At 34.1% G+C, this 25,837-nt stretch carries 32 protein-coding genes and 4 tRNA genes; 18 read left to right on the top strand and 18 right to left on the bottom strand.

What is annotated here, in order from left to right:
• Positions 1-3 precede the first annotated feature (3 nt).
• From OO712_RS01545 to pheS, 4 genes are all read right to left on the bottom strand, one after another.
• On the bottom strand, positions 4-243 hold the full coding sequence (locus OO712_RS01545) for an Lrp/AsnC ligand binding domain-containing protein (protein ID WP_014963852.1): 240 nt from the start codon (positions 241-243) through the stop codon (positions 4-6).
• Positions 244-287: 44 nt separating this feature from the next.
• Positions 288-707: an EVE domain-containing protein gene (locus tag OO712_RS01540; protein WP_109877027.1), complete on the bottom strand. Its 420-nt coding sequence runs from the start codon at positions 705-707 to the stop codon at positions 288-290.
• 278 nt (positions 708-985) lie between these two features.
• Positions 986-2,617: a phenylalanine--tRNA ligase subunit beta gene (gene pheT, locus OO712_RS01535; RefSeq protein WP_109876984.1), complete on the bottom strand. Its 1,632-nt coding sequence runs from the start codon at positions 2,615-2,617 to the stop codon at positions 986-988.
• Positions 2,608-3,993 (bottom strand): phenylalanine--tRNA ligase subunit alpha, encoded by a 1,386-nt coding sequence (gene pheS / locus OO712_RS01530; protein WP_109876985.1) that lies wholly within the window; start codon positions 3,991-3,993, stop codon positions 2,608-2,610. The genes pheT and pheS overlap by 10 nt, the downstream gene beginning before the upstream one ends.
• A 51-nt stretch (positions 3,994-4,044) precedes the next feature.
• Between pheS and OO712_RS01525 the strand changes: the two genes are divergently transcribed.
• Positions 4,045-5,157 carry a tryptophan--tRNA ligase gene (locus tag OO712_RS01525; RefSeq protein ID WP_109876986.1) on the top strand — a complete coding sequence of 371 codons (1,113 nt, stop codon included), beginning with the start codon at positions 4,045-4,047 and terminating at the stop codon, positions 5,155-5,157.
• The gene (locus OO712_RS01520) at positions 5,154-5,435 is read left to right on the top strand and encodes a hypothetical protein (protein ID WP_109876987.1); all 282 of its coding nucleotides are present in this window, start codon (positions 5,154-5,156) and stop codon (positions 5,433-5,435) included. The genes OO712_RS01525 and OO712_RS01520 overlap by 4 nt, the downstream gene beginning before the upstream one ends.
• A gap of 146 nt (positions 5,436-5,581) precedes the next feature.
• Here the strand turns inward: OO712_RS01520 and OO712_RS01515 are convergent, their stop codons facing one another.
• From OO712_RS01515 to OO712_RS01495, 5 genes are all read right to left on the bottom strand, one after another.
• Positions 5,582-6,286: a CxxC-x17-CxxC domain-containing protein gene (locus tag OO712_RS01515; protein ID WP_109876988.1), complete on the bottom strand. Its 705-nt coding sequence runs from the start codon at positions 6,284-6,286 to the stop codon at positions 5,582-5,584.
• A gap of 73 nt (positions 6,287-6,359) precedes the next feature.
• Complete coding sequence (locus OO712_RS01510; protein WP_109876989.1) at positions 6,360-6,689, bottom strand: hypothetical protein; 330 nt, start codon at positions 6,687-6,689, stop codon at positions 6,360-6,362.
• A 52-nt stretch (positions 6,690-6,741) separates the two neighbouring features.
• Positions 6,742-7,218, bottom strand: a complete 477-nt coding sequence (locus OO712_RS01505; protein WP_109876990.1) for a phosphopantetheine adenylyltransferase — start codon at positions 7,216-7,218, stop codon at positions 6,742-6,744.
• A gap of 33 nt (positions 7,219-7,251) precedes the next feature.
• The gene (locus OO712_RS01500) at positions 7,252-8,316 is read right to left on the bottom strand and encodes a hypothetical protein (protein ID WP_109876991.1); all 1,065 of its coding nucleotides are present in this window, start codon (positions 8,314-8,316) and stop codon (positions 7,252-7,254) included.
• A 311-nt stretch (positions 8,317-8,627) separates the two neighbouring features.
• Positions 8,628-8,701 (bottom strand) — tRNA-Ala (locus OO712_RS01495).
• A gap of 80 nt (positions 8,702-8,781) precedes the next feature.
• Between OO712_RS01495 and OO712_RS01490 the strand changes: the two genes are divergently transcribed.
• Positions 8,782-9,336: a thioredoxin family protein gene (locus OO712_RS01490; protein WP_109876992.1), complete on the top strand. Its 555-nt coding sequence runs from the start codon at positions 8,782-8,784 to the stop codon at positions 9,334-9,336.
• Between the two features lie 33 nt (positions 9,337-9,369).
• Positions 9,370-9,444, top strand: a tRNA-Ile gene (locus tag OO712_RS01485).
• Between the two features lie 7 nt (positions 9,445-9,451).
• Here the strand turns inward: OO712_RS01485 and OO712_RS01480 are convergent.
• Both OO712_RS01480 and OO712_RS01475 read right to left on the bottom strand, forming a co-directional pair.
• Positions 9,452-10,345, bottom strand: coding sequence for a helix-turn-helix domain-containing protein (locus OO712_RS01480; RefSeq protein ID WP_109876993.1), 894 nt, complete (start codon positions 10,343-10,345; stop codon positions 9,452-9,454).
• An 86-nt stretch (positions 10,346-10,431) separates the two neighbouring features.
• Positions 10,432-10,908, bottom strand: a complete 477-nt coding sequence (locus tag OO712_RS01475) for a hypothetical protein (protein WP_109876994.1) — start codon at positions 10,906-10,908, stop codon at positions 10,432-10,434.
• A 163-nt stretch (positions 10,909-11,071) separates the two neighbouring features.
• Between OO712_RS01475 and OO712_RS01470 the strand changes: the two genes are divergently transcribed.
• Positions 11,072-11,458, top strand: coding sequence for a hypothetical protein (locus OO712_RS01470; RefSeq protein WP_048115112.1), 387 nt, complete (start codon positions 11,072-11,074; stop codon positions 11,456-11,458).
• Between the two features lie 5 nt (positions 11,459-11,463).
• Here the strand turns inward: OO712_RS01470 and OO712_RS01465 are convergent.
• A tRNA-Leu gene (locus OO712_RS01465) sits at positions 11,464-11,585 on the bottom strand.
• A 91-nt stretch (positions 11,586-11,676) separates the two neighbouring features.
• Between OO712_RS01465 and OO712_RS01460 the strand changes: the two genes are divergently transcribed.
• Positions 11,677-11,750, top strand: a tRNA-Thr gene (locus tag OO712_RS01460).
• Position 11,751: 1 nt separating this feature from the next.
• Here OO712_RS01460 and OO712_RS01455 read toward each other — a convergent pair.
• From OO712_RS01455 to OO712_RS01440, 4 genes are all read right to left on the bottom strand, one after another.
• Complete coding sequence (locus OO712_RS01455; protein ID WP_109876995.1) at positions 11,752-12,612, bottom strand: DNA adenine methylase; 861 nt, start codon at positions 12,610-12,612, stop codon at positions 11,752-11,754.
• 137 nt (positions 12,613-12,749) lie between these two features.
• Positions 12,750-13,400: an ammonia monooxygenase family protein gene (locus OO712_RS01450; RefSeq protein WP_109876996.1), complete on the bottom strand. Its 651-nt coding sequence runs from the start codon at positions 13,398-13,400 to the stop codon at positions 12,750-12,752.
• Between the two features lie 142 nt (positions 13,401-13,542).
• Positions 13,543-13,905 carry a hypothetical protein gene (locus OO712_RS01445; protein WP_109876997.1) on the bottom strand — a complete coding sequence of 121 codons (363 nt, stop codon included), beginning with the start codon at positions 13,903-13,905 and terminating at the stop codon, positions 13,543-13,545.
• A 116-nt stretch (positions 13,906-14,021) separates the two neighbouring features.
• Positions 14,022-14,585 (bottom strand): methane monooxygenase/ammonia monooxygenase subunit C, encoded by a 564-nt coding sequence (locus OO712_RS01440; protein WP_048097271.1) that lies wholly within the window; start codon positions 14,583-14,585, stop codon positions 14,022-14,024.
• Between the two features lie 254 nt (positions 14,586-14,839).
• Between OO712_RS01440 and OO712_RS01435 the strand changes: the two genes are divergently transcribed.
• From OO712_RS01435 to OO712_RS01425, 3 genes are all read left to right on the top strand, one after another.
• Complete coding sequence (locus OO712_RS01435) at positions 14,840-15,409, top strand: methane monooxygenase/ammonia monooxygenase subunit B (protein ID WP_109876998.1); 570 nt, start codon at positions 14,840-14,842, stop codon at positions 15,407-15,409.
• A 97-nt stretch (positions 15,410-15,506) separates the two neighbouring features.
• Positions 15,507-15,821, top strand: a complete 315-nt coding sequence (locus OO712_RS01430) for a hypothetical protein (RefSeq protein ID WP_109877028.1) — start codon at positions 15,507-15,509, stop codon at positions 15,819-15,821.
• Between the two features lie 35 nt (positions 15,822-15,856).
• Positions 15,857-16,390, top strand: a complete 534-nt coding sequence (locus OO712_RS01425; protein ID WP_306307576.1) for a hypothetical protein — start codon at positions 15,857-15,859, stop codon at positions 16,388-16,390.
• Positions 16,391-16,501: 111 nt separating this feature from the next.
• On the opposite strand, the gene OO712_RS01420 is transcribed toward OO712_RS01425, so the two are convergent.
• Together OO712_RS01420 and OO712_RS01415 are read right to left on the bottom strand one after the other, a co-directional pair.
• Positions 16,502-16,771 carry a hypothetical protein gene (locus tag OO712_RS01420; RefSeq protein ID WP_014963880.1) on the bottom strand — a complete coding sequence of 90 codons (270 nt, stop codon included), beginning with the start codon at positions 16,769-16,771 and terminating at the stop codon, positions 16,502-16,504.
• Positions 16,772-16,881: 110 nt separating this feature from the next.
• Entirely contained in the window at positions 16,882-17,214 is a 333-nt protein-coding gene (locus OO712_RS01415; protein WP_109876999.1) for a hypothetical protein, read from the bottom strand.
• Positions 17,215-17,337: 123 nt separating this feature from the next.
• On the opposite strand from OO712_RS01415, the gene OO712_RS01410 reads away from it, so the two are divergent.
• From OO712_RS01410 to OO712_RS01370, 9 genes are all read left to right on the top strand, one after another.
• Positions 17,338-17,787 (top strand): 30S ribosomal protein S15, encoded by a 450-nt coding sequence (locus OO712_RS01410; protein ID WP_109877000.1) that lies wholly within the window; start codon positions 17,338-17,340, stop codon positions 17,785-17,787.
• A complete protein-coding gene (gene recJ, locus OO712_RS01405; protein ID WP_109877001.1) occupies positions 17,787-19,208 on the top strand; it encodes a RecJ family nuclease in 1,422 nt (473 codons plus the stop codon). The genes OO712_RS01410 and recJ overlap by 1 nt, the downstream gene beginning before the upstream one ends.
• Positions 19,171-19,413, top strand: coding sequence for a KEOPS complex subunit Pcc1 (locus tag OO712_RS01400; protein WP_109877002.1), 243 nt, complete (start codon positions 19,171-19,173; stop codon positions 19,411-19,413). The genes recJ and OO712_RS01400 overlap by 38 nt, the downstream gene beginning before the upstream one ends.
• Positions 19,413-20,678 (top strand): serine--tRNA ligase, encoded by a 1,266-nt coding sequence (serS, locus tag OO712_RS01395; RefSeq protein ID WP_109877003.1) that lies wholly within the window; start codon positions 19,413-19,415, stop codon positions 20,676-20,678. Before OO712_RS01400 ends, serS begins: the two co-directional genes overlap by 1 nt.
• A 40-nt stretch (positions 20,679-20,718) precedes the next feature.
• Positions 20,719-21,330: a 30S ribosomal protein S3ae gene (locus tag OO712_RS01390; RefSeq protein ID WP_109877004.1), complete on the top strand. Its 612-nt coding sequence runs from the start codon at positions 20,719-20,721 to the stop codon at positions 21,328-21,330.
• 26 nt (positions 21,331-21,356) lie between these two features.
• Positions 21,357-21,782: an RNA-binding domain-containing protein gene (locus OO712_RS01385; RefSeq protein ID WP_109877005.1), complete on the top strand. Its 426-nt coding sequence runs from the start codon at positions 21,357-21,359 to the stop codon at positions 21,780-21,782.
• 188 nt (positions 21,783-21,970) lie between these two features.
• Positions 21,971-23,428: an NAD(P)/FAD-dependent oxidoreductase gene (locus tag OO712_RS01380; protein WP_109877006.1), complete on the top strand. Its 1,458-nt coding sequence runs from the start codon at positions 21,971-21,973 to the stop codon at positions 23,426-23,428.
• 40 nt (positions 23,429-23,468) lie between these two features.
• Complete coding sequence (locus OO712_RS01375) at positions 23,469-24,263, top strand: AAA family ATPase (RefSeq protein WP_109877007.1); 795 nt, start codon at positions 23,469-23,471, stop codon at positions 24,261-24,263.
• The gene (locus OO712_RS01370; protein WP_109877008.1) at positions 24,264-25,826 is read left to right on the top strand and encodes a vWA domain-containing protein; all 1,563 of its coding nucleotides are present in this window, start codon (positions 24,264-24,266) and stop codon (positions 25,824-25,826) included.
• Positions 25,827-25,837 lie beyond the last annotated feature (11 nt).

The following is a 25,837-nucleotide window of genomic DNA, read 5'->3' as shown; positions in this document are numbered from 1 at the left end:
TGTTTATGTTTGGCCTTCAATACCCATCAGGGTAAGAGTTGAACGAATCTTTTCAATTTTTCTGATCTTCCAGGTGATTGTTTCTCTTAGTTTTTCTACAGTATCAGATTCAATTTTGGCCAAAATATCATATGCACCAAAAGTTCCATGAACTTCTTTTACACCTTCTAAGCCTTTGAGTTGCTGAATAATAGCTTCCTCAGAACCTAGTTCACAGTTTATTAAAACATAAGCTGTTGCCATATTTTTTATGAGATAAGTCGACTATATCAATAAACCGTTTTTTGTTAGCCTTGAGACATCTTTAAAATTTCATCCCAAATGGGTTTTGGGACTGGCATGACAGATAGCCTTGAGATTCGAAGAAGTTCCCAATCTTGGAATTTTTTATTTTTCTTCATTTCATCAAGAGTTACTGGATTTTTCAATGATTTTTTATATTTTACATCAACAACAATGAAACGTTCAACATCTTCTTTTGGATTAGAATATGGTTTTGAAGTGATCTGCATTATTCCAACAGCTTGTCTTTCATCCCCTGTATGATAAAAAAATGCTAGATCACCAGGTTTCATTTCTCGCATATGTTTTAATGCCAGATTATTGTGAACACCGTCCCATACAGTTGATTTTTCTTTTTTAAGCTGTTCAAAATTATATCCCCTTGGACCACTCGGTTCTTGCTTTGCTAACCAATAGTTTACCATTTCATTTTTCTTTGTCAAGGGATGTTTTATCGTTTTTGAAAGAGGATTGTTCCCCGGTTCTGACTCGCACAAAATCATGGGTATAGCCATAAGCCTCCTCGCGTTCTGAAACCGGGGTTGCCCATAATGTAGCATACCTGGGTGAATTAGAAATCACTGGTATCATAACGATCATCTCATCCTAATCCGTCTGTATGCTTGCTCTCGGGCAATAGACATAAAGTCAAACTATACTAAAAACTATAGAGATCAAATCATAGGATTAGGTCTAAAATCACTTAAAAAACAAATCCAGACAATACAATTTCAAAGCCTACTGCAGGAACACGAATCTTATAGTTTTCAATTGTTTTGGAACTAATTTCACCAATAATTCCCATTTGTCTGCCATTTACAAAAACTGCTGCAGAACGACCATTTTCAAATATTGGATCTTCAAAAGTTTTTGTTTCAATTTCAAAATTAAATGCAGTTTTTAGTACAGATTGTAAAACAGATTTAATCTCTGTAAAGTTTGCATCTTGATGTGCACTGATTCCAGCAAAGCTTACTTTTTCATCAATCACATTGTCATCTGAAAATATAGTTCCAGTTTCAAATAATTTTTGAGGATATACTGCATGAATGTTTCTGGACAAATTTTCAATTAATCCTGGTAAGATAGAATTTCGTAGAATGGTATGCTCTTGACTTTTTGAGTCAAGTACAGAAATTATTTTCTTTGATTCTCTGTTTGTCATTTCATACAAAATTCGCTTGCTAGTCAAGCTTGAATTGAGAACTTCAAGATAACCTAATCCTACAACAGTTAGTGACAAAGATTTGAGTTTGTTAGAAATTAGATTTGTTTGGCCAATTGTTTGTGATGGAGAAAGTATAGGTTCCAAGTTTTGTATCCCATAACCTAAGGCAACTTCTTCGACTAAATCCATAGGACCAAATATATCAAATCGGTATGCAGGAATTGTACAGATTATATTATTTCCTTTAGATACTGCATCTAATCGAGATTTTTTCAATGCTGTTATTATTTTTGAAGAACTCAATGAAAGACCCAAAGTCTCAGTGATCAAATTAGGAGATATTGTAATTTTTCTTAATCCTAATTTGGGCGATGAATTGTTAGCTCCTGTAATCTTTACACCATACAAAGAAAATCCTGCGCTTTGAAGAATTGTTGCAACAATAGACAACATATCTTCTGCATCATTTTTATTGATTCCAGTAACTTCAACAAAGAGATTCTTTGATTTAGGAGTAATAGTGGTAACGGCGGCGTTTATTATTGGTGGAAATGACACAGTATCAGAATTCGAATCCAAGAGAATTGGAACCTGAGAAGAATTTCTGAGCAAATTCCCATAGTCTTTTCCAACAACTGTTTTTTCTAGAATCTCAGATATGCTCATTTTACTTGTAGCTGTTAGAGGAATAAAAGAATGAGTTTTGTTTGTGGTCGTATACGTTAACGGAAATGAAATTTTGTCTAGATCATGTATTCCAATTGATGACTTTTTTCTTTTTCGACCAATTCCAAAGTGAAGATCCTCTTGCATTGCCATTAGCTTCTTGATAAATTTGTCATCAATTTTGCCGTTTTTTGCAATAATTCCTGTAACAAATGGTCTTATTTTTGATACTGTGGAATTTACCTTGATTGAATAATTTGATTTTTTTATATTTAGTTTAATTGCACCAGTTTTTACTCCAAGTAAACCCTGCATTCCAAGAGCAATTCCAAAATCAGTTGAATAGTCTGGTCTGTTTGGACTGTATTCAACTCTAACCAAATCACCCTCTTCAGATTCAACATCTAGACCAAGAAAGGGTAATGATTCAGAGATTTGTTTTTTTGATGACTTGCCAATCAGTTTTTGCAGATTAGAATATGAAATTTCGACTACTGGCATTTATTTACACTCCTTAACCAGTTTAGGTTGTTGTTGTAAAATTCACGAACATCATCTAGACCATACTTTAGCATAGCAATTCGCTCAATTCCACCACCCCATGCCAAGACAGGTTTGTTTATTCCAAGGGGCTTTGTAACTTCAGGTCTAAAGATTCCCATTCCAAATAACTCAACCCATTTTCCCAACCTATCATTATACACCATTGTTTGTAACGATGGTTCAGTGTATGGAAAAAATGTTGGCCAGAATTTAATTTTTGTAATTCCAATTCTTTTATAAAATTCTCTTTGAATTCCCATCAAATCACGTAGTGTTGCATTTTTTCCAACAACAACACCTTCAATCTGATTAAATTCTACAAGATGCTTATAGCTTACCTTTTCGTTTCTAAATACACGACCAACTGAAAATACTCTTGCTTCATCAGGTTTTGTTTCTGCCAGATGTTTGATTGTAACACATGTTGTGTGGGTTCGAAGAACCATCTTTCTTGCTTCGTTGACATCCCAGAGATATCTCCAGTTCTTCTTGTGAGATGCTGAAACATTTTTGATTTGTTCAGGCGTCCCAATCTTTTTTGCAGAGACCACATCAAGATAGAATGTATCTTGTAATTCTCGGGCAGGGTGATCCTGTGGTGTAAAAAGTGCATCAAAATTCCAAAAGCTAGACTGAGACATACTACCGACAATTTCAGAAAATCCCAGAGTCACAAAGATTTCACGGATTTCATCAATGGTGTCTTTGAGTGGATGAGTCCTTGCAGCAAAAATCTGAGGAACTTCGGCTTCTACATCAATTGCACCAATAGATTCTGAGAGCTCAATTGATTTTGCATGGTTGGTTAGTGAGATTTCTTTTGATTTTTGAATATCTTCGATAAGAAAGTCAGGTCTTGTCAAAAGACTAGATAAATCAACAACATCAATTTCATTTTTTGGTTGTTTGCCATTTCCAATTTTTTTAAGTGTTTTCTCTCCTGGCAGTTCTATTGGAGAGTGTTTTAAAGATATTTTTTCATTAGTTTCAATCCAATTATTTTTTCTTGCAAGACCCATTGCAGGACCAAAAATTGAACCAAGTTCCTTTTGTAGATCTTGCATTGTTTTTGGACCATCTTTTAACAGGTTTAGCAATCTTCTTTCAGGAAGTCCTTTCTCAAATGCCTCAAGACCATTTTTCCCAAGTGAAAATATACTAGTTGTTGATTCAACTACATTTGCCAATTCTTTTAGTTTGAGCCACTCAACTCCACGTCTTATTTGATCAGAAGAAAGATTGGTTGATTTCTCAAGTTTTTCCATTGTTTGTTTTGGATTGTCTTTTAACGAAGTGATAATTTTTTTTTCAATTTCATGAAAAACTTGTGACAACAGCAGAAAGTTCGAAAAAGACTTTTTAAACCTTAACCTAAGTCAAATTGAATGTCAGCTGACGACTTTATTGTGACTCCTTGGCATGTTGAAGGAGATATAGATTATGATAAATTAATCAAGAAGTTTGGAACTGAAAGAATTTCATCAGAGTTGCTAGGAAGAATCAGGACTGTAGTTGGAGAGGATCATTTTATGCTCAGGCGAGGTATTTTTTTCTCTCATAGAGAAATGAATAGAATTTTGGATGATTATCAGAAAGGACAGAAATTCTTTCTATATACTGGAAGGGGTCCTTCAGGTCACACGCATATTGGACATCTGGTTCCATGGGTTTTTTCAAAATGGCTTCAAGAAAAATTTGATACTAACATGTATTTTCAGCTTACAGATGACGAAAAATTTTTTTCAAAATCTAATCTCACTTTAGAGGAGACGAATAAGTTTGCTTATGAAAACGCTCTTGATTTTATTGCGTTAGGTTTCAAATCAGATAAAACAAAAATCATTATCAATACAAAAAATATTCAAACATTGTATCCAATTGCAGCTCAAGTTGCAAAAAAAATTAATTTTTCTAATACAAAAGCAACATTTGGATTTACAAATGAAACAAATATTGGAATGATTTTCTATACAGCCTTACAATCTGCACCATGTTTTATTGAGAATAAACCAGTTTTAATTCCATTAGGAGTAGATCAGGATCCTCACTTTAGATTAACACGAGATATTGCGCCAAAGATTGGAAAACCAAAACCAGCATTAATTCATAACATAATGATTCCTTCATTAGAAGGTCCAGGTGGTAAAATGTCAGCGTCAGATAATAATGGAACAATATACACAACTGATTCTCCAAATGTAGTAAAGAAGAAAATCAATAAGCATGCATTTTCTGGAGGCCAGCCAGATATTGAACAACATAGAAAGATTGGTGGAAATCCAGATATTGATGTCGCATATCAATATCTGAGAATATTTTTTGAACCGGATGATAATAAATTAAAAGCGATTTATGAGGATTATAAGTCTGGAAAATTACTTTCAGGAGAATTAAAAGCGATTTTAATTGAGAAAATTAATGATTTTCTATCAATTCATCAGGAAAAAAGAGAAAAAGCAAAAGACAAGATACATGAATTTCTTTTAGAGAATAAATGAAAATCAGCATAACATTTGATGATAAGTATGAAGTTCAAAAATTTGGCAGTCTTATTTTTATCAAAGAGGGAAAAGAGACATACATCACATCAATTCTGAATATTATAAAAAATGAATTAGTTATTTTATTGAAAGATAAATCAGCTCACAGTATTATGTTCAAAGATGAAGAGAGTGTTGAAAAATTTGCGGATTTTATTCAATCTGTACTTGAAAAAAAACACAAAATCATTTCTACAAAAATTGATGGATTAACTATAGAAATAGTTAAAGAATAATCTAGGAGCCAAACGCGGTATATAGTGCCACTATGCCAACCATGATTATCAAAGAAATTCCTAGTGCTTTAAAATCGCCATTCATGATATGATTCTAAAATAATTATAATTAAAGTGTTAATAAATTATCAATAATGATTTTAGGATTATCTAGGAAAATATCTACTCTTTTTAGGTTTAGATTTTGAAGAATTTTCTTTAGGTTTTGATACAGGTTGTCTTATTTCATTACAGTTCAAGCAAAGAACTCTCAGATCCTTTTTAGCAAGTTCAGGTTCAGAAATATATTTGCCCCATGAAGAAGCAGCCCCTCCACGTCCAAGACTGTCGGGAGAATCATCAAATATGTGACTGATTCCTAAAGCTCTTTCATCTTTAAATCCACAACTAGAGCAAGACTTGCCACCTAAAATTTCAAATAATTTTTCTTTTAGAGTTGCATAGAATTTTTCTGAACCACCAGAATAGAAACTCTCTTGTTTTTTTAAGAATTTATCACCTTTAGATTTTTTAGATCTAGAATCAGTTCTAGTGAATTCTTGATGATTGTAAGATCTTGAGCTTCTGTCATCTCGTGAATATCGATCATTATTGGAATCTTGTGGTTTGTTTTGTCTGAAACAATCACTGCAGTAAACAGGTTTGTTGGTTCTTGGAACAAATGGAATTTGACATTCAGTTCCACAATCAGCACATGTTACAGTTGTTGATTCTCCTCTTTTGTCATCTCGTGAATATCTTGAGCTTCTGTCATTACTAGAATTTCTAAAAGAGCGAGAAGGGTTATTTTCTCGTTTTGATGTTCTCCGTGAATCTTTTTTATCAGAATACTTTGATTTGTAAAGTTCCATTATATTCAAAATTAAGTTTGATTGATTATAGATACTTAGAGCTTGAATTTGTGCCTAAAATAAAAAAATCATATTAAACTAAAGATTTATCCATTTCAGTGGACAGTATTTCTTGAACTTTGAGAAAATAAAGTTTGGTTGAATAAGGCATCTCATCTAAATTATTGTCAACTACAATCATAAAGTATCTGACTGCACGTTTTGAAATATCTAAATTGAATTTCATTGAAAGTATAGGATCTTGATGGACTTTGATTTTATCTTGTAACCATGGAGGTGCCATTTCAATTGTTTCCTTGATAATTTTACCATACCAATATGAGAGATTTTGTGGATGTAATCCCTGTTTGAGATTTGATACATCGGTATCAATTTTTTTCATCATGTGATTAATGATTGCCATGAAGTAAAATTCAGAAATTTTGATTTATCACAATTACTCAAAGTTAGACAAGCTACTTGTCAATTGAAAGCAAGTTTCCTTCAACATCAATTTCAGAATTTTTTATTCTGGTAGTAGATATTCTTTTACCATCTTTTGCCAAAAACATTGGAACAGTGATAATTTGGACAGGAGGAAGTTTCATATCTTCTCTCAATTTATTTAAAACATTTCCTTGATTACTAGTTTCATCACTTACAACCAATGCTTCAACTTCTTTTTCTAGCACTGCAGGTCCAAAATCATTATTCAATTTACTAATCTGGAAAGAACTACGAGAGTATTTTTTTAAAAGAAGTGTAGTTAAATTTTCAAGTCGTTTTTCATATTTATTAATTAGAGTTTTTTTCTTTTTTTCTGCAAGCTCATCACTGGTGAGTCCTATTATTACCTTGTCAGAAATATCAAATGCATTTGAAAGTAATGTTAAATGTCCTTTATGAATAATATCAAAAGTACCACCCATTGCAACAAGAGAATATTTTGACATGCATATGTTTAAAATTCTTTTAAAATAAATCTACTAGTTTACTAGAATTAGAACGAATGGTCCCTGGTCTGATATTGGAACATTATTTCTATCCCAAACAAATGTTTCAATGAAAAACAATCCTTTCTTTTCAGGAATCCAATCTATGGATTGAGACTGAGGCCCATTTCCAATGAATCGACCATCAAACTTGCCAACAAACTCGACATAAGGAAGTTCTCCAGATTCTTTGATTTGTACATAATACGTATAGGGAGTTTCTGCAGGAATTTCTTTCTCAGAAAATTCCACAAGAGTTTGACTTTCTATGTTTACAGTAGAACCCAGTTTAATTTCAGATAGATTGTTTCCTTTAGTATCTTTTACAGAAACATTAGAAATTGAAACTAATTTTGTCATTAATTGAGGAGGAGGAATTTTTACATCTACAAAATTAGAATTGAAAATATTGGATTCTGCGAAAAGCAAAAATCCTACGGATTTAGGATTAATTTTTTCATTTATTTCAAAAGGTACCTCAGTATTAGGCTCTACATCTCCAAGTTCAATGGTAGAAACTGCAATAATTCGCGATGGTTCAAAACCATCATAGAATGCAAGGTAGACTTTAGTATCAGAATTTGGCGCTCCAGTATTTTTCAAAACTCCTGAAAATCTTAAAGATGAATCAAGAAACACATCACTTGAATATACGGATAACCCCTTTTGTTTTTCTACTGAAGAATCAAATCCTAATAGGGAAACTGACGCCTGAGTTATGTTAGGATTTGGAGTTTCAGAGCGAATAGAGTATGGAGATTTTCCATTTGCTGAAATTACTTCAAGTGTTGTACTTCCTTGAACTATCTCTAAAGGATTAGGATTATAATCGTCAAAAAACTTTACTTGAATTCGAATATTTGTTACAGAAGATAATGGATCATTATTTTCAACAAGACCTACAACAACCGCATAACCCTCTGAATCCTGATAAACAAAAGGAGTTTTATTCAGAAGAGATACAGTTAGTGTAGGTGCAGTGTCAGTAGATTCTGCTGAAAATGCATATGAGAAAGGAACTAAAAGCAGAATCAAAAATAAACGTAGAAAAAGTCTCATTGCTTAATTTCATTGATTTTTGAGATTAATTTCATTAAACATAACATATAGTGAACAAGAAAGGTAACATCAGTTCACCCAGTTTACACTAAAAATAAAGATAATAAAAAGAGATTAAAAAATAGATGTAATTTTATTTTCTCTTTGCGGTAATTGCTAACCAGTAAATCAAACCTGGAGTCAAACCGACAATGAGTGGAATAAATACCGGCCATGCGTCTGCTGCACTTGTCATAAGAAAAAACGGAAACTTATCCTATTTAAATCCATCCAGCAGTCTGAAATTCAGCACTGATCGTATGAATAAGAAGTGGACCGGACGGAATTTGAATCCGTGACCCCCCGCGTGCAAGGCGGGTATACTACCAGGCTATACTACCGGCCCACAGGGAGACTGATTATTGTGTGGATTTTAATTGTTGTCTTCTTGGCAAGAATTTTATTTGAAAACAGGATTGTTTGTTCATGGTACTTTTAGAATCGCAAGTAAAGCTAAAAACAGGAAGTATTGCGCCTGATTTTGAATTATTAGGAATTGATGACAAAAAACATTCATTGGCAGATTATAGTAATTACAAAGGAATTTTGGTTATTTTCATGTGTAATCATTGTCCATATGTTAAAGCCAAAGCTGATGCATTAAATGAGCTGTATGAAAAATTTGGAAAAGAAATTGCAATAATAGGAATTAACAGTAATGACTCTACTGATTATCCAGAAGATAGTTTTGAAGCTATGAAAGAGACTGCAAAAGAAAAAGGATTCAAGTTTGATTATTTAGTAGATAAGACTCAAGAAATTGCCAAGAAGTATGGCGCAATGTGTACTCCAGACCCATTTCTATTCAATAGTCAAAAACAACTAGTTTTTCATGGAAGAATTGATAATGCCATGAAACCAGATGATACTGCCACTGAAAAGACAATGATCAACAATATACAAAAACTGTTGGCGGGTGAAAAAATTGAAAATGACTTTGATCCGTCAATCGGCTGTTCAATCAAGTGGAAAGAAAATTAAACTTAAATGACTGCTGCCTAGAGATTTGTTCGTGGGCTCGTAGCTCAGCTTGGCTGGAGCGTTCGACTGATAATCGAAAGGTCATGTGTTCGAATCACATCGGGCCCATTTTTCATTATTTCAAATTTTGAGAAACTGTTTTAGACCATTGTAAAATATCATCAAGTTTTTCAGAAACAAGATCAGAGTTAATTTTAGATTTTTTGGATATTTTACCACAAAGAGCTAATTTCATATGTTTTCCAGATTTGTCTTTAATTGGATTAATGGAATTTGCAAAAAAGTTTAGTCCTTCATCAGAATTTGAGAATACAACTACTAACAGCATTCCAGGTTTTTGTTTCCATATTTTTCCAATCAATTTTTGAAAATCTAAATCAAACAAGACATCAATTGCGAAAGACATATCTCCCAGATGAGAAACCTTCCAGCTATCTGAATGATATGCAGCAGAGGCAGCTTCTGAAATCAGGATACTTTGTGAATCAGCTGCAATTACTACCACATTCTTTTTTGGATCAGATACTATCGGAATTTGATTAAAAATTTGAAATGATTTTGAAATGGTAGTTTTTAAGAGACTAAGTTCTGCAGTTCCGATTTTTCCAGCATCATACAAATTTTGCACATAATCAATTGCAGGAAAAATTACTTCAAGAATTAAACGATCAGTGGTTGCCCCCGAATGTAAACAATTCCGAATTAAAGAATGAGTTTGCTCATCAGTACCCTTTACTAAATAATCTAGGAAGATAGGAGATATTTTGAAATAATCATCAGGGAAATTAAAAGATTCTTGACCTGGTTCTAAAAACCACAAGGTAACATTTCCAATATTTTTCTGTCGAAGCAATCCTTCAGCTGCAAAAACTTTGAGATATTTGGACATGGTAATTCTATTGACTCCAACTTTTTTAGAAAGCTCTACTCCAGACATTCCAGTAACAGAATCTTCCAAAGATGAAATCAGTTTTTCTCTAATTGATTCAGTGGAATAGCCTTTACCCATAGTGTTTTTGCATGCAGGTATTGTATAAAGACTAATTTTCATTTACGTGTGGGGTGATTGTGAAAAAGTAGTGAAAGAAGTCAAGATTAAGGCATCATCATATTGTTGCCCATCATGTTACCCATCATCATGGAGTTGTTCATTCCCATCATGTTCATCATTTGTTGATTACTCATCATGTGGTTCATCATCCCCTGATTGTTCATCATCATGCCCATCATCTGATCCCTCATTACAGGATCATTCATCATGTGGTTCATCATTGGTTGCATCATGGTACTCATGTGCTGATTATTATCCATCATCGTATTGTGCATCTGTGTCATGGCTTGTGGGTCATTTATCATCATACCCATCCATTGATTCATGGCATTAGGATCATTCATCATAGTTTGATGCCATTGATTCATCATATTAGGATCATTCATCATTTGTTGCATCTGTTGAGGTGTCATCTGCATATAGTTGGGAGTTGATGTACTTTGTAAAACACCATATCCTACCCCTATCCCAGCAATGAAAACACCGACTGCAATTCCAATTATTACATATTGACTGGTCATACTAAAACTGATACAAATCTCAAATATAATCAGTTAGGTAATATCCAATTTTGATTATCATCAACTGATCTGCAACGGGTAAAATCAACCACCAAGGTAACAGCACCCGTGGAATAAAACATTAAATACTTGAGTACTTTATTGTACGGTAAGGAAAAGTAAATTGCCAAAAGCCGGATTCAAATCAATCACAGTTTCAGAAACAGTTTATGATAAATTCCATCAAGTTTATCAAAATAGTAAAGACGACCTTACGATGAAAGGGGTCAATAGTTTTTCAGGTTATGTAACTTACATGTTAGAAGAGATGATGCAAAAGGACAAGACTTTTGCAAGATATGCACCCAAGATTGAAAAAATTTCTGTAGATGATGATCGAGTTATTCTAAAAGACAATATCAAAAATAGAATCGCAGAAGTTGCAGTTCAAAAAGGCGAGTTGTTTTGTCAGTTATGTGATGAAAAAGATTGTGTACATGTTGGTTTTGTTTTCTCATTACCAGATGTATACGAAGTCCTAAATTCTAGAGGAATAAAACATCCAAAATAGAGTAATGGAGGAGGTGGGATTTGAACCCACGAACTCCTGAGAGACAGGATCACCCATTATTTGATCTTAAGTCCTGCATGTCCAAAAGCACATAATGCTTACTTTGGCCAGGCTTGATTACTCCTCCAAAAGTCTAGAAATTTGTGTGAAATTTAATAGTTTAGAAGAATAATGCTCAGAATGAAGAATTATAAGGATTTTCTACAGACAATTTTCGTGCTTCGATAGCTCAGCCTGGTAGAGCGTTACATTGGTAATGTAAAGGTCGCGGGTTCAGATCCCGTTCGAAGCTTCTAATAATTTTTAATCAGTAATTCAAAGTGGCCGGTTCGTTTTTTAGAGTTTGAATTAATTGAGCGATTTGCCTGAATCTTACTTATTTTCCAAGGTTCGTTGGAAAATATTTCTGCAACTTCTTTAGAGTTGGAATTGGACAGAAGAACTCTACATCCTTTTGAATCCAGTTTCGTGCAAAGTTCTGCTAGTCTGTTTAGATCATCAAATGTAAAATCCTTGTTTGTATAGCTGGTGAAATTTGCTGTATTACTAACTGGCTGATATGGCGGATCAAAGTATACCAAATCATCTTTTTTGGCATCTCTAAGAACTGCCTCAAAATCACGACATTTGATGGATGCCTTGCTTGATTGCAATATGCTACTTACTGAACGAAGATTATCCTCGTTTACAATATTTGGGTTAGTGTATTTTCCTATAGGTACATTGAATTTACCTTTGCTGTTAACACGATACAATCCATTGAAACAGGTTCTATTCAAAAAGATTAATCGGGATGTTTTTTCAATTTCGTTTCTTGGATTGCTTTCTCTAACAGAATAATAGTATGATTTGGAATCTTTTTGGTAATTTTTTTCATGACTTTTTAGAGAAGAAATCAAATCGTCTATTCTATCTCTAATGGTAATGTATGACAATACCAAATCTGAATTAAGATCAGAAATGCTACATTTTTGCCCATTTCGTTCTGTTAGCATATGAAAAAGTAATGCACCACCTCCCAGGAAGGGTTCAAAATAAGTGCCAAATGTTTTAGGTAAATTTTCATTCAGAATTGGAATTAATTGACGTTTTCCACCAGCCCATTTTACAAATGGTTTTGGTGTAACTAGAATCTGACCATATTGCTGTTTCAATAATTATCATCACAAGATTACATATTGTCAAAAGAGACAATAAAAGATCACAAGCTGTGCAATATTTTTTAATCAAGTTTAGAAATTTAGAGAATACTCTAAGCGAGATTAATAAAATGAAAAGGAAAAGGTTGGATTTAGTCCCACTTTGACCAAGCGGCCATCCATCTGTATGTCCAAGTGTTAAGTTTACAACCTAACGCTGCAAACGTACATGCCAATACTGCACCAGCACCTGCACCTAAAGCCACTGGGCTGTTATAGAACTTTCCAACTTGAGGTTCTATCGGTGTCATGTATGGTGGCAATGTTGGTCTTGGATATTTGAATGCCGTTTCTAGTGGGTCTGCTACTGTTATCAGGTTTACCATATTGAACAATGGCAATGACATTCCTACCAGTACGCCGCCAAACAGTATCAAGGAGTGCTTGTTCTTCTTTGTTGCCCAGTAGACTAAGTCCAACAGCATCGCTGAAGGTAACCAAACTGGAACTACAATGAAGTCATATGGATATCCTAACGAAAACCATGCGGCTTTTGCTATCCATGTGTATACTGTCATAATTAGAGCGTAGTACGTTGCTGTGCCTGGAACGCCTGTAAATGTTAGGTAATATGTTGCACCTACAATAAGCATCAACGTTTGCGATATTGAGAATACCGTGTACGAAGTCCAAGCCCAGTCAGTGTAGAAGATGTAGTCTCCTGCATTAATTGTTAACAGTGTTGAGTTAACTGCAACTACTACTATGAATAAGTAGTGTGTACATCGTCTTAACCAGACCATATGATGTCAAAGAAACGGTCAGTATATAAAATTTTAGAGTATGAAGGAGATCGTTGTTTTGACTTTAGAAAATAGGAAAAAATGTAATCAAAACTGGGCTGTTTAAAATTAAAATGAAAAAGAAGTGTAATGAAGTGTTCGATTACCAACCAACGTACAGTGATACGAATAGTACAAATGCGGTTGCGCCTGCAATACTAGCGGCAACTATACCATTACTGTTTTTGTTGGAACCTTCTTCCATGACTTTAACACAGAAGATGTAACCTATTGCCTCAATGATTGCGAGTACGATGAATGCAAAGTGTCCACTTGCTGTTGGATATGCCCATGGATAATAGAAGTATCCAGCTGCAGTACCACCAAAAGTAGCCAATAATGCTGCCCAGAATGAAACTGTTATCATACCAGTCATATTTTCAACGCGTCGTCCAATCATTCGTTCTATATCAGCACTTGATGATCCACCAGTGCCGCCAGAACCGAATCCTTTAGGAAGAGTCATTCTGGAATTATTCTAAATCAGATTCTTTTAAGTCTTTCTTAAACAGGAGTGTTAGTACGATCCACGTCTTTTTTTAAAATAATAAAAGAGAAAAAATGTGCTTTTGCACAATTTGTCTATGGAATTGATCTGCTGTACAATTTGCCTTCTAAGGCCATCTTGTACATTTCTGCAACATATGGGTTCTCTCCAGGAGTTTCTGCACCTAATTCTACGAGTCTAGCATATACTCTGACTACGTATGCAAGTGCACCCATGAATGCAACTACTACACCCATGTTAAACATCCAGTGATTTGGAACCGCAAATATTTCCTCTACAAACCAGAAGTGCCACATCTCATTGACCCCAATTGTAAACATTGTTGCAAGGTAACCAAGAATGGTCATCTTCAATCCTGTGTTCATTGAATTGTTAGGACCTCTAAGAACTGGTACTTTTCTATCATAGATTGCTGCTGCTCCCCATCCAAGTGGTAATGTGATGAAGTGGGAATACAACCACCAGTGTGCTGGTGTAAATGCACTATCTCTGATAGAAGTCTGATGTAGAGAACCATCAACGAAGTTATCAACTTCGACTGATGCTGCAGTAGATCCCATAGCAATAACGATGAGCCAGATTTTTTTAAGTCTCTGAATCTCAACTTCTTTTGGGATTAATGCGGGCATCTGTGCCATGCTAGACTAGGTGTGAATTCGGGATATAAAGTAAGAGATTGAAAATTGAATAATTTTATTAGAATTTTTATATTGTTATTGATTTTTTCTAAAAAAAATAACATTAGTTGTTTAGTAAATTAAAATAATTTTATTATTTTTTTAGTATTTTCATTGTATAACATCGATGATTAACATTATATCAAGCATCGATCCTCGTAATGAAGGTAAAACATATAACGATGTGTATTATCTCCTCAATATTAGGGATAACTATGGTCGAAAAAAGAATTTTCGTATTTGGACTAGCTGTAGTACTTGCACTAGGAACATTAGGTTTCAACTGGGTTGAATCCGTAATTCCAACTGCAGATGCACACGGTGTCCAAGCACAACTCCAGAGTCGTTTCATCAGAATTGAGGATGAAACCTTTAACAGACAATCCCTACAAACTGGCGAAACCTTGACAGTTCAAGGAACACTAGTCAGCCTTGTAGAAAGAGACCTAAGAGGATGGCTCTCAATATTCACAGAGTCAACCAACGCAGGTAACAGATGGGAGATGCTAGCAAGAGATCCACCAGGAAACGTCTTTGACATTCCAGGTAACGCTGTCGTCGATTATTCATTATCTGCAAAAGCACTTGAAGCAGGTGTATACCACGTACACACCCAACTCAATGTAGCAAAAGTTGGTCCAGGACTTGGTCCAGGTCAAACAGTAGTCGTTGAAGGAGATCCAATCATCAAACCAATCCCATATACTAACATCGCATATCAATCAATCATAATAGGTGTTGGTTATGTCATTACGTTTGCAACACGACCCTGGCAAGTAATCTAAACAACCCAACCTTTTCCTTTTCATTTTATAATTAGTCATATGAGTAGTGTATCGATTTGAAACCAAGTTTTATCTTCTAGAAAATAGTATTGAAATTGTGCTAAGTTTTAGAATAATCAAACTAGATATTTTTCAGAGTTATTTTTTTGGAGAAGTTGAATTTCGTTCAGATATTTTCAAAGTTAACATTCAAAACCAGAGACGAGGTAAAGTTCTCAAATTACCCTTTGAGTTAAAATCAAAAAATGACAAAGTAATTGTCAGAATGACGGGAGCAGATGATTTGTTTGTAGAAGATTACCTCCCTTACAAAGGTGAATCAGAATGGCTAGAGATTGACTCAGATGAAATCACATATTTTCTTGCAGATCATCAAGATCAATTTGATACTATTGAGATAATGTTTGAGTAAGAGAAAGGACTTTAAGGAATCCGTCTAAAATCATCATGATGAAATATCCTGGAATGGGAGATCCTTACAAAAGAAATAAGACAATAAAATTTCTTGTGATAAGTGCCATCATAGGTGGTATTGCAGTACTGCTTACTAGTTTCGTAGTAAACCCAATGATAGGTGGACAACCACATAATGCTTGTATTGACAATATTGATACTGATTGGAAAATATCATTCACATTTGAAATGATTTTGGATGGTCAGAAAGCCGAAGTTCAACCAAATATCGGAATCACAGAAGGGTGTCAAAGGGCCATATACACGCTTTCTAATGATGGCACGGTATATGCAGAATGGACTGAAAACCCTAATTTTGAAATAGGACATTTCCTATACATTTCCAAGTTTAAAATTAGAGATATGGAAGAGTCAAAAACAGAAATTTATGTTAATGACAGGTTATCAGAGATGGGTCTCAAAACCCCATTACAAGACAAGTATCACTACAAAGCAGTATTTACATCAAAAGATTATGATTCATCAAAAGACAAAGATTACCTTCCAGAATTGAAAACTAGTGATTAATCCCATAATTAAAAAATTAGTAATTGAGAACTAGAAAAAATCATAACTTTAGAAAATAAACAGAGTTTTCTAAAATTATTAAAAATAATGAAAAGAAGAAAGGTAGTAATTTTACCAGTATTTGCCGTTGTCTGGAATCAGACCAATGCCTTCTCTTTCAAAGTGTCTGTCCAACTCATCGACCCATCTCTCACGGTTGTCCTTGTAAGCCCATCCGTGTACACGTAACCAGAATGAGATAATTCCTAGAAGGAATATTGTGAACATCATGGTTCCGAAGATGTAAATCATTACATCATAGAATAATGGATCATAGTTTGGTCCCAGTTGTCCTGTAAGTGATGACAGGATGCTTAGGAAAGTTCCTACGATAGGAGTCATGATAATTTGGCTCTATTTGTGCGATATATACATTTCTTTTATTATCAGAAAGTACGAGATCAGTATCCACTGAGACGTAGAAAATAAAATAAGAGAAAAGTGAGGTTTGATTATCCTCTGCCCATTGCTGCGTATTTGCCAGATCTTCCTCTAATGAAGAATGCTCCTGCAATACCACCGAACACTGCACCTGCGATAACTGAGGCACCAACTACACCACTTGCGTCAAGATATGGAGTTCCTGAACCAGAGGCGGGATTTGCTTCAGCAGCTTCGATTCTTCTTCTTTGAATTTCAAGTGCTTCTTCTAATGTGTAAGATCCGGTTTCCCCTTCACTACCAACGTTTCCCATGTATTGTGCAAATGCTATTGCATCTTCTGCATAGAATCCCATAGTGAAGACAGCAACTAAGGATGCTGCTAATAGTATTTTTGTATTCATACCGTTTACCTGCTCGTTTTGAAGCCAGAGACTTATTTAACTTTTATTCTAAACACCAATTTTCGACATAATGTACGAGATCAGTAAAGTAACGTTTAATTCGGTACTTTAATCAGCCAAATCATGGGACGAATGCATACTCATAGACATGGAAAGTCACATTCCATCAGGCCAGCTACATTGCGTGCTCCTTCATGGATAACACAAAGTCCTAAAGAAATAGAAGAATTAGTTGTAAAATATTCTAAAGATGGTTTAACCCCAAGTCAAATTGGAATTAAATTAAGAGATCAGCATTCAATTCCTCTCATCAAACCAATTACCAAGAAAAGTATGGGCGATATTCTAAAGGAAAATGATTTGAGGCCGGAAATGCCAGAAGATCTTGAAAATATGGTTAAAAAAGCAGTTGGTCTTCAAAAGCACCTAAAAGAAAACAAGGGTGACAATAGAAATGTAAGATCTTTGGAACTAATAGAAGCCAAAGTTCATAGACTATCAGTTTACTACAAAAGAATTGAAAGAATTCCTAAAACCTGGAAATATAAATCCGTAGTTGCTCAATTAGAGTAATGACAAAATCGCTTGATGAGTCACTTTCATATTTCAAAGATAAAATTTCAGATTGTATAAAATCTAAAAAATCAATTTTTGTTACAACCCATATTGATTGCGACGGACTTACATCGGGCAGCATTATTGCCAAAGCTCTAATCAGAGAAGGTGCAAATTGTACTGTCAGAACATCAAAAGAATTTAGTAAAAATGTGGTCGAATCTTTCAAAAAAGACTCTAGGGATTTTCATGTTGTAACAGATTTAGGAGGAGGTTTTGCAAACGAGCTAGATTCTACACTAGGAGATAATTGGATTGTTTTAGATCATCACCAAATTCCAGATAAAGAGATAGATAATCAAAATGTCATTAATGCATGGAAATATGGAATTGATGGAGGGGTAGAGATTTGTGCAGGAGGAATGGCATATCTTGCATCAATTGCACTAGATGAAAAAAATTCAGACTTGTCTGCAATTGCAGTTGTCTCAGCATTAGGGGATAGACAAGATCAAGGAGAAAGAAAATCATTTACTGGTAAAAATTTTGAAATTTCAAATACTGCAAAAGAACTAGGTTTGGTAGATATTGATTTAGATTTATTATTAGTAGGAAGAGAAACTAGACCTCTTCCGGATGCACTTGCATTTACTTCACAGCCATTTATTGAAGGATTGACCTGGAATAGAGATGCATGTCTTTCTCTTCTAAACTCATCAGGAATCAAGTTAAAGGAGGGAGGGAGATGGAGAGTTCCAGCAGAATTAAACGAAGAGGAAAAAAGACAGGTAATCGAATCAATTACCAAATTCACATCAGGCAAAAATGCTACTGAGATAATGTCAGAATTAATTGGATATACATACACATTTCCAAGAGAAGATAATAGAAGTTTCTTGAGGGACGGAAGGGAATTTTCCACCATGTTAAACTCCTGTGGAAGAATCAATCGTTCTGGGGTAGGCATGGCAATATGCATGGGAGACAGAAATAAGATACTAAGGGAAGGAGAATCAATTTTGACAGACTATAGAAAAATGATCAGAGAATACATGAGCATATTATCAAATGAGAGGTGGCGAATTTCTGAAAGTGAGACTTGTGTTATGGTAAATGGTGAAGATATAGTACCAGAAACAATGACTGGAACTATTTCATCATTAATTGCAGGCTCTCCAAAAAATTCAGGTAAAATTGTAATTTTGAGAACAAAGGGAGAAGAAAATACAATAAAGTTCTCATCAAGAAAATCGTTTAGTTGCAATTCAGATATCAATCTCAGCGAAATAATGAGAACAGGTGCGGAGAAATTTGACGGTATTGGAGGAGGACATAATGCAGCAGCAGGCGCAAAAATAACTAAAGACAAATTGGACGAATTTCTCAATTATTTAGAAGTAAATGTCGTTAACATGCCAAGTAAAAGTAGTACTCAATAACATATCTAAAGAAAAGGCTGAAACTATCAAAAAAGCACTAGAACCAGATAATGTAAATTTTCCAGAAGGATTGAGTCTTTATGTTGAAAATATTGATAACAAACTAGTTTTTAATTTTGAAAGTAAGAAGAATATGAAACAACTTATTGGGACAATTGATGAAGTGGTTGAGCACATCCAAGTATCATTAAAGGTGATAGAATAATGTTAGATCCAAAATTAATCAAAGAAAATCCTCAAATTATTCGAGATATGCTCAAAGCAAGATCAGTAGAATTTGATTTGAACGGATTGATAGAATCTGATCAAAAAAGGCGGGAATTTATCCTTAAAACAGATGAATTGAGAAAAAAGAAAAACCAAGTAGCATCGGAGATTTCACTAAAGAAGAAGAAAGGTGAAGACACATCAGGAATTTTAAAAGAAATGAAAAATGTTTCAGCTAAACTTTCTGAATTAGAATCAGAACAAGAAAGTATTAAAAAATATTATTCAAAATTGGCACTAACTATTCCAAATCTTGTCGATAAATCAGTTCCCATAGGCATAGATGAAAGTTCCAACATAGAAATTAGAAAATGGGGAAAGATACCGAATTTTAATTTTAAAGTAAATGATCATATAGATATTTCTGAAAATTTAGATTTGGTTGATCTTGAAAGGGCAGCTAAAGTAGCAGGAGCTAGATTTTATTATCTAAAAAACGATCTTGTAAGACTCAACCAGTCATTAATTCACTATGGACTGAATTTTCTTGCAAAAAAAGAATATTCACTTGTTCAGCCACCCTATATGATTAATCGGGAATCAATGGAGGGGGCAGTAATTGCAGACGATTTCGAAGATGTAATTTACAAAGTTGAAGATGAGGATCTTTACATGATTGGAACATCAGAACATGCAATGGCAGCAATGCATTCAAAAGAAATCATAGAGGGAAAAGATTTACCTTTAAGATATGCAGGAATCAGTCCATGTTTTAGAAAAGAGGCGGGAGCACATGGCAGAGATCAGAAAGGAATTTTCAGAGTACATCAATTTGACAAAATTGAACAATTTGTCTTTTCAAGACCTGAAGACTCTTGGAATGAACATGAAAAAATGATATCAGTTGCCGAAGAATTTTATCAAAGCTTGGAAATCCCATACAGAGTAATGCTGCTGTCAAGTGGAGACATGGGAAAAGTTTCAGCAAAAACATACGATATTGAAGCGTGGATGTCAGGACAAAATGCCTATAGAGAAATCGTATCTTGCTCAAACTGTTTGGATTATCAAGCAAGAAGATTGAAAATAAGATTTAGAGATAAAACAAATGAAGACACTCAATATTTGCACACGCTAAATAGCACTCTAATTGCTACAACTAGAATTTTGGTAGCAATTATGGAGAATTTTCAAACAAAAGATGGACACATCAAAATTCCTTATGTTTTGCAGAGTTACATGGGAAATCAGAAAGAGATCTAGTGACATACCCTTATATTTTGGGTTCAAAGGTCGATAATAATTGGCACGTAGAAAAGGTCGAGTAAAAGACAAGTGGAGAGAAAAACGGTGGATCACTGTTAATGCTCCAGATTCATTTAACAACGTACCAATTGCTTATGTACCAATTACTGATGATGAAAATGCATCAGGTAGAGTTTTAGAAGTTACACTCTATGATATTTTGAAAGGAGATCCATCACAACACCAATACAAGATTTATTTTCAAATTGACAAGGTTGATGGTGATAAGGCAACAACAATTTTCAAGAGATTTGAATATTCAAAAGAATTTTTACGAAGTTTAGTTAGACGTGGCTCATCAAAAATTAATTTCATTATAGATATTAAAACAAAAGACGGATACATCTTTAGAATCAAGGTTATTGCCCTAACCCATAGACAATTAAACACATCTAGAAAACACGCCCTTAGATTGATTGCAAGAGATGTAATTAACAAGACAGTTCCAGAAATGACAATCGAGCAGTTTGTCCAAGCAACTTGTTATAGCAAGATCAACTCGGATATTATGGCAGCATTTAAGAAAGTTATCAGAGTAAGACATGTGGGTCTTGAGAAAGTAAAACTCATCAGAACAGCAGATAAAGAAACAGTGTTACTTGAAGCATAATTAACCCAAGTAATTCTTTTACAATTATGATTGACAAAATTGAAGTAACAATCGACGTAATTGTACATGCAACAGAGGATATTTCAAAAATATTCCAGGCGTTTGAATTACTAAATCTAAAAAAAGAAGATTTCACAATTCATGAAACCACAGGATACTTTGAGAATCCAATCACCATGTTAAATGCAAAAATTGTAAAAAAAGAGGCTGAGAATTTCATGAAGAAACTTTTAGGACTGCTCTCTCATCAGCAAATCAACGAGTTAATTGAAGAGATTGAAGAAAGAACAGTGGATTCTAGATTTCACATGAGATTAGACAAACAAGAACTAATCAAAGGAAATGTCGTAATTAGAGAAAAAGACACAATAAAAATAAAAATTCACACGCCGATTTACAACAAAAAAGAGACTGTTAAAACATTTACAGAAATTTTTCAAATTGCCACCTAGATTAAATAGGAATGACGGAGTAATTCAATTTGGGAATGAGGAAATAACAGCCGCTCCAGTCTGAGTTAAAGCTATGAAGACGCCGCGACGAACCGACCCCATTTTAATCGATCAAAAATATAACAACATTAGATCCATACACATCATCATGGTATTATTTTAAATACGGATAGACGGACCGAATTATCGTGGTAGATTATGACGTCATAATTGCAGGAGGAGGTCTTGCAGGTACAATTACAGCCCAAGCTATTTCTCATTATTCGAATCAAAATGCAAAAATTTTGGTTGTTGATAGAAATACCGAATTTTTACCTGGTAGAAAATCATTAGCAGGTTGGGTATGTGGGGATGCTTGTTCTAAAGAAGCTGTAGATTACATGTCAGATCGAATCAAGGTCAAGTGGACAAAACCCGAAATTGAGCATGACGTAAAGGGTGTAATGGCATTTTCACCAGACAAAGAAACTGCCATTCCATTTGATGGTGCAGGATATATGCTAAATCGTCAAAAACTTCCTGAAATTCAAAATGAAAGATGTAGAAAAATGGGAATTGATTTTCAATATGAAATTAATCTTACGGGGCTAGTTTATGACGGTCAACAAGTAGTAGGAGTTCAAGGAATTGACAATAAAACAAAACAACCTTTCAAAAAAACAGCAAAAATTGTAATTGATGCCACAGGGGTTACATCTATGCTTAGAAATGGACTTCAGAACTCAACCAAAGTAGAAAAGAGAATCGACAGACGAGATTTAGAGTCAACAGGGAGATACATTATGTATTTTGAGCCAGGACAGAAAGATCTCTCAGAATTTGATCCGAATTATTGTATTATTCATTTAGACCAGGACATTGCGCCAGGAGGATATGGATGGGTATTTCCTAAAGCAGAAAACAAAGTGAATATTGGTTTAGGAGTAGAGAAATCACTACTAGATAAAAGAAACAAGAGATTGGGGAAAAAAGATAATGTCGAGTCATTAATGAAAGAATATCTTGCAAGAAATATAGCTATTAAAAATCCAAAACTATCTGAAGATCCTCAAGACATTAACAATAGCTCAGGAGTTTTCCAAGTGTCAGTTAGACGACAAAATGATTGTATGGTTTCAGGTGGCTATATGATGGTTGGAGATTCTGCATGGATGCCAAAACCAATTGATGCAGGAGGAATTGGACCAGCATTAATTGCAGGAACAATTTTGGGAAATAATGTTGCTCAAGCACTACAAGCAAATGATGTGTCAGAAGCTAGCCTTTGGCAATACAATCTTGACTATATCAAAGAATATGGATACAAAACCGCAGGTCTTGAACTCTTTAGAAGACTAGTGCAACAGATGACTAATGAGCAGATCAGTTATGGGATGAAACACTTTTTGGGAAATCTTGATGTTGAAGCGATTAGTAAAGGAGAACATCCAGATTTTACAGGATTAGGAAAAATTGGAATGATCATCAGAGGTGCAATGAACAAAACAGTTGCAGATGGATTAAGATACACATCAAAACAAAACCAATGGTTAGTAGAACATTATCATAATTATCCAAAAGATCCGTCTGGTTTTGATGAATGGAATAAGACACTACATCAAAGACTTGATGAAGCTTTTACAAAAGTAGAAGCATTTGGAAAATAGATCTAATATTAAATATTGTTTAAATCAATGAAAACGTACTTTGGAAGAAGTTCAATATCTTGATTGGAATAATTCAATCCAGATTTTAAACAAGGCATTTGAAGCAGGTCTTTTTGTACTCATTATAGGACCCAAGGGAACTGGAAAAACATCGCTTGTCAGAGATTTTGCTCAAAGCAAAAATATGAATTTACAATCAATTAATTTCAGCCTAAGAACAAGAGAGAGTCATTTGGTAGGCTCAAAGACACTCACTGATGGAACTGTCACTTTTGATGAAGGAGTTTTGATAAAATCTATGAGAGAAGGAAATACACTATACTTAGATGAGATAAATGCAGCAGAGGCAGATGTTTTGCTTAGACTGGATGAAGCATTGGATGATAGACGACAAATTGTACTAAAAGAATCAACAGGGGAATTAATCAAAGCTAAAGAAAACTGGTTTGTGATTGGAACAATCAATCCATTAACTCACAGCGGAACAAAAGAATTGCCACCTCAAATACTAAGCAGGTTCCCAGTAAGAATTAGATTAGAATATCCTCCAGAAGATATAGAATTAGAGATTGTCAAAAAACATGTTTCTGGAAAACATGAATCAGAAATTATTCAGGCAATAAAATTAGCAAACACACTCAGACAAGCAGCTGCAGTTGAAGAATTGTTTTATTCTCCTAGTCTGAGGGAAACAATTGCATTTGCAAAATTGTTAGACAAGGGAATGTCCAGTAAAGATGCAGCAAAATTTGTTTTTGGAAATGTTTACACACAATGGGGAAATATAGAATATCAAAAAGTAAGTGACATCATAACGTCGATGTTTGGAAATTAAATGCAAGCAATTCAACTCCAAACAGAATCGATTGTAGAGATTGCCACTTTTCTTATAAGAAGATGGTCTGAAAAAGACAACATAATTGTTGAAATTTCAGACAAAGTAGAAACAAGAACTAGATTAAATGAGAACAAAGTAATCCTAACTCCGCTTGAGAAAAGAATCGGCAATGATTTTCAAACGTATCGTCAATTTAGAACATCGTTATGGTATGAAGCAATGAGAATAAAGTTTTGCAAGAAGATTCTCAGCAATGATCATGCATTTGGATTTATTCTAAACACATTGGAAACACAAAGAGTTGAAAGAATAGGTAGAAAAATTTGGAAAGGAATGGATGATGAAATCATCTTCAATTATACATACATGCTTGTAGCAAGACCTCAGCTGCATACGGTTTATGGAAAAGCAAGGATTGTAGAGGCATTTTATCAATATTTCATGTTTGGCACAATAAAAGGCGAAATCCAATCAAGTCAGTTTGAACAAATTAAAAAAGCAGCAGCATTTGGAAAAAAAATTGTCAATAAGGCAATCGAAGAAAACCATGACACTGAATGGCTTGAAGAGAAAATAAGTGAAATAATTAAAATTTTAGATATTGATTCACTCTTAACAATTCCAATTTCATTGCCTTTTATGAAAGCAGGGATGGCACTTTCAGAAGAAGAACTGTTAAAAGTTTTAAAAATAATTTCAAAAAACAAAGAAGGTGATTTTGGTTCAATTGATCCGGCATCAATAATAAAAGGCGACAATGTCTATGATGAATACAAAGTATTACTAGATGAAAATAAAAAAACAGAAAACAAAGGTTTGAATCCAGAACCAATAGGAGTTCAAACGCCTTCTACAAAAAATGTAGATGAAACGGTAATTTTTGACATGAGTTTGATAAATGGATTAAAAATGAGATTTAAGGAATGGAAAACAGGTTGGAAAGAACAACATCTAAGAACTGGAGATGAATTTGATGAAGAAAATTACATTGATGGGAATGAACCATTTTTTACAGATGAAAAAAAATCCATTAAAACAAAAATTGTAATATTATTGGACCATTCTTCAAGTATTGCATCAGATGCTATAGAATATAAAAAAGCAACATTAGCCCTTTGTGAAGTTTTATCTTATCTTAAAGTAAAGTTTGCAGTTTATGCATTTAGTACAGAAAACAGATCGGTAGTTTGCTGGTCTGTAAAACCAGATAATGTTAAATGGAATAGCATTACCGCAAAAAGATTAGCTCAAATAGTTGCCAATGGTTCAACGCCACTAGCAGAAGTTTATGATAAAATGTTCCCAATTTTACAGTCAAAAAGGCCAGATATTTTTTTGACATTAACAGATGGAGAGCCTTCAGATCCAGATGCAGTCAGAATTATGACAAAGCAATTCAAAGGATTGGGCATCAATATGGTTTCTTTAGGTCTAGGTCCGAATACTGTAAGAGCGACCACAATAGCAAATAATCTAAAACATTTGGGTTATGAAAAAACAATGGCTGTAAGTAGACTAAAAGATATTCCAAGTAAGGTAATTGGAATTTTAAATGTATAAATGAAAAATTG

This window comes from Nitrosopumilus zosterae (genome assembly GCF_025998175.1).
Taxonomy (GTDB): domain Archaea; phylum Thermoproteota; class Nitrososphaeria; order Nitrososphaerales; family Nitrosopumilaceae; genus Nitrosopumilus; species Nitrosopumilus zosterae.
The sequence above is the reverse complement of the archived record's forward strand: the minus strand, read 5'-3'. Positions and strand labels throughout refer to the sequence as shown.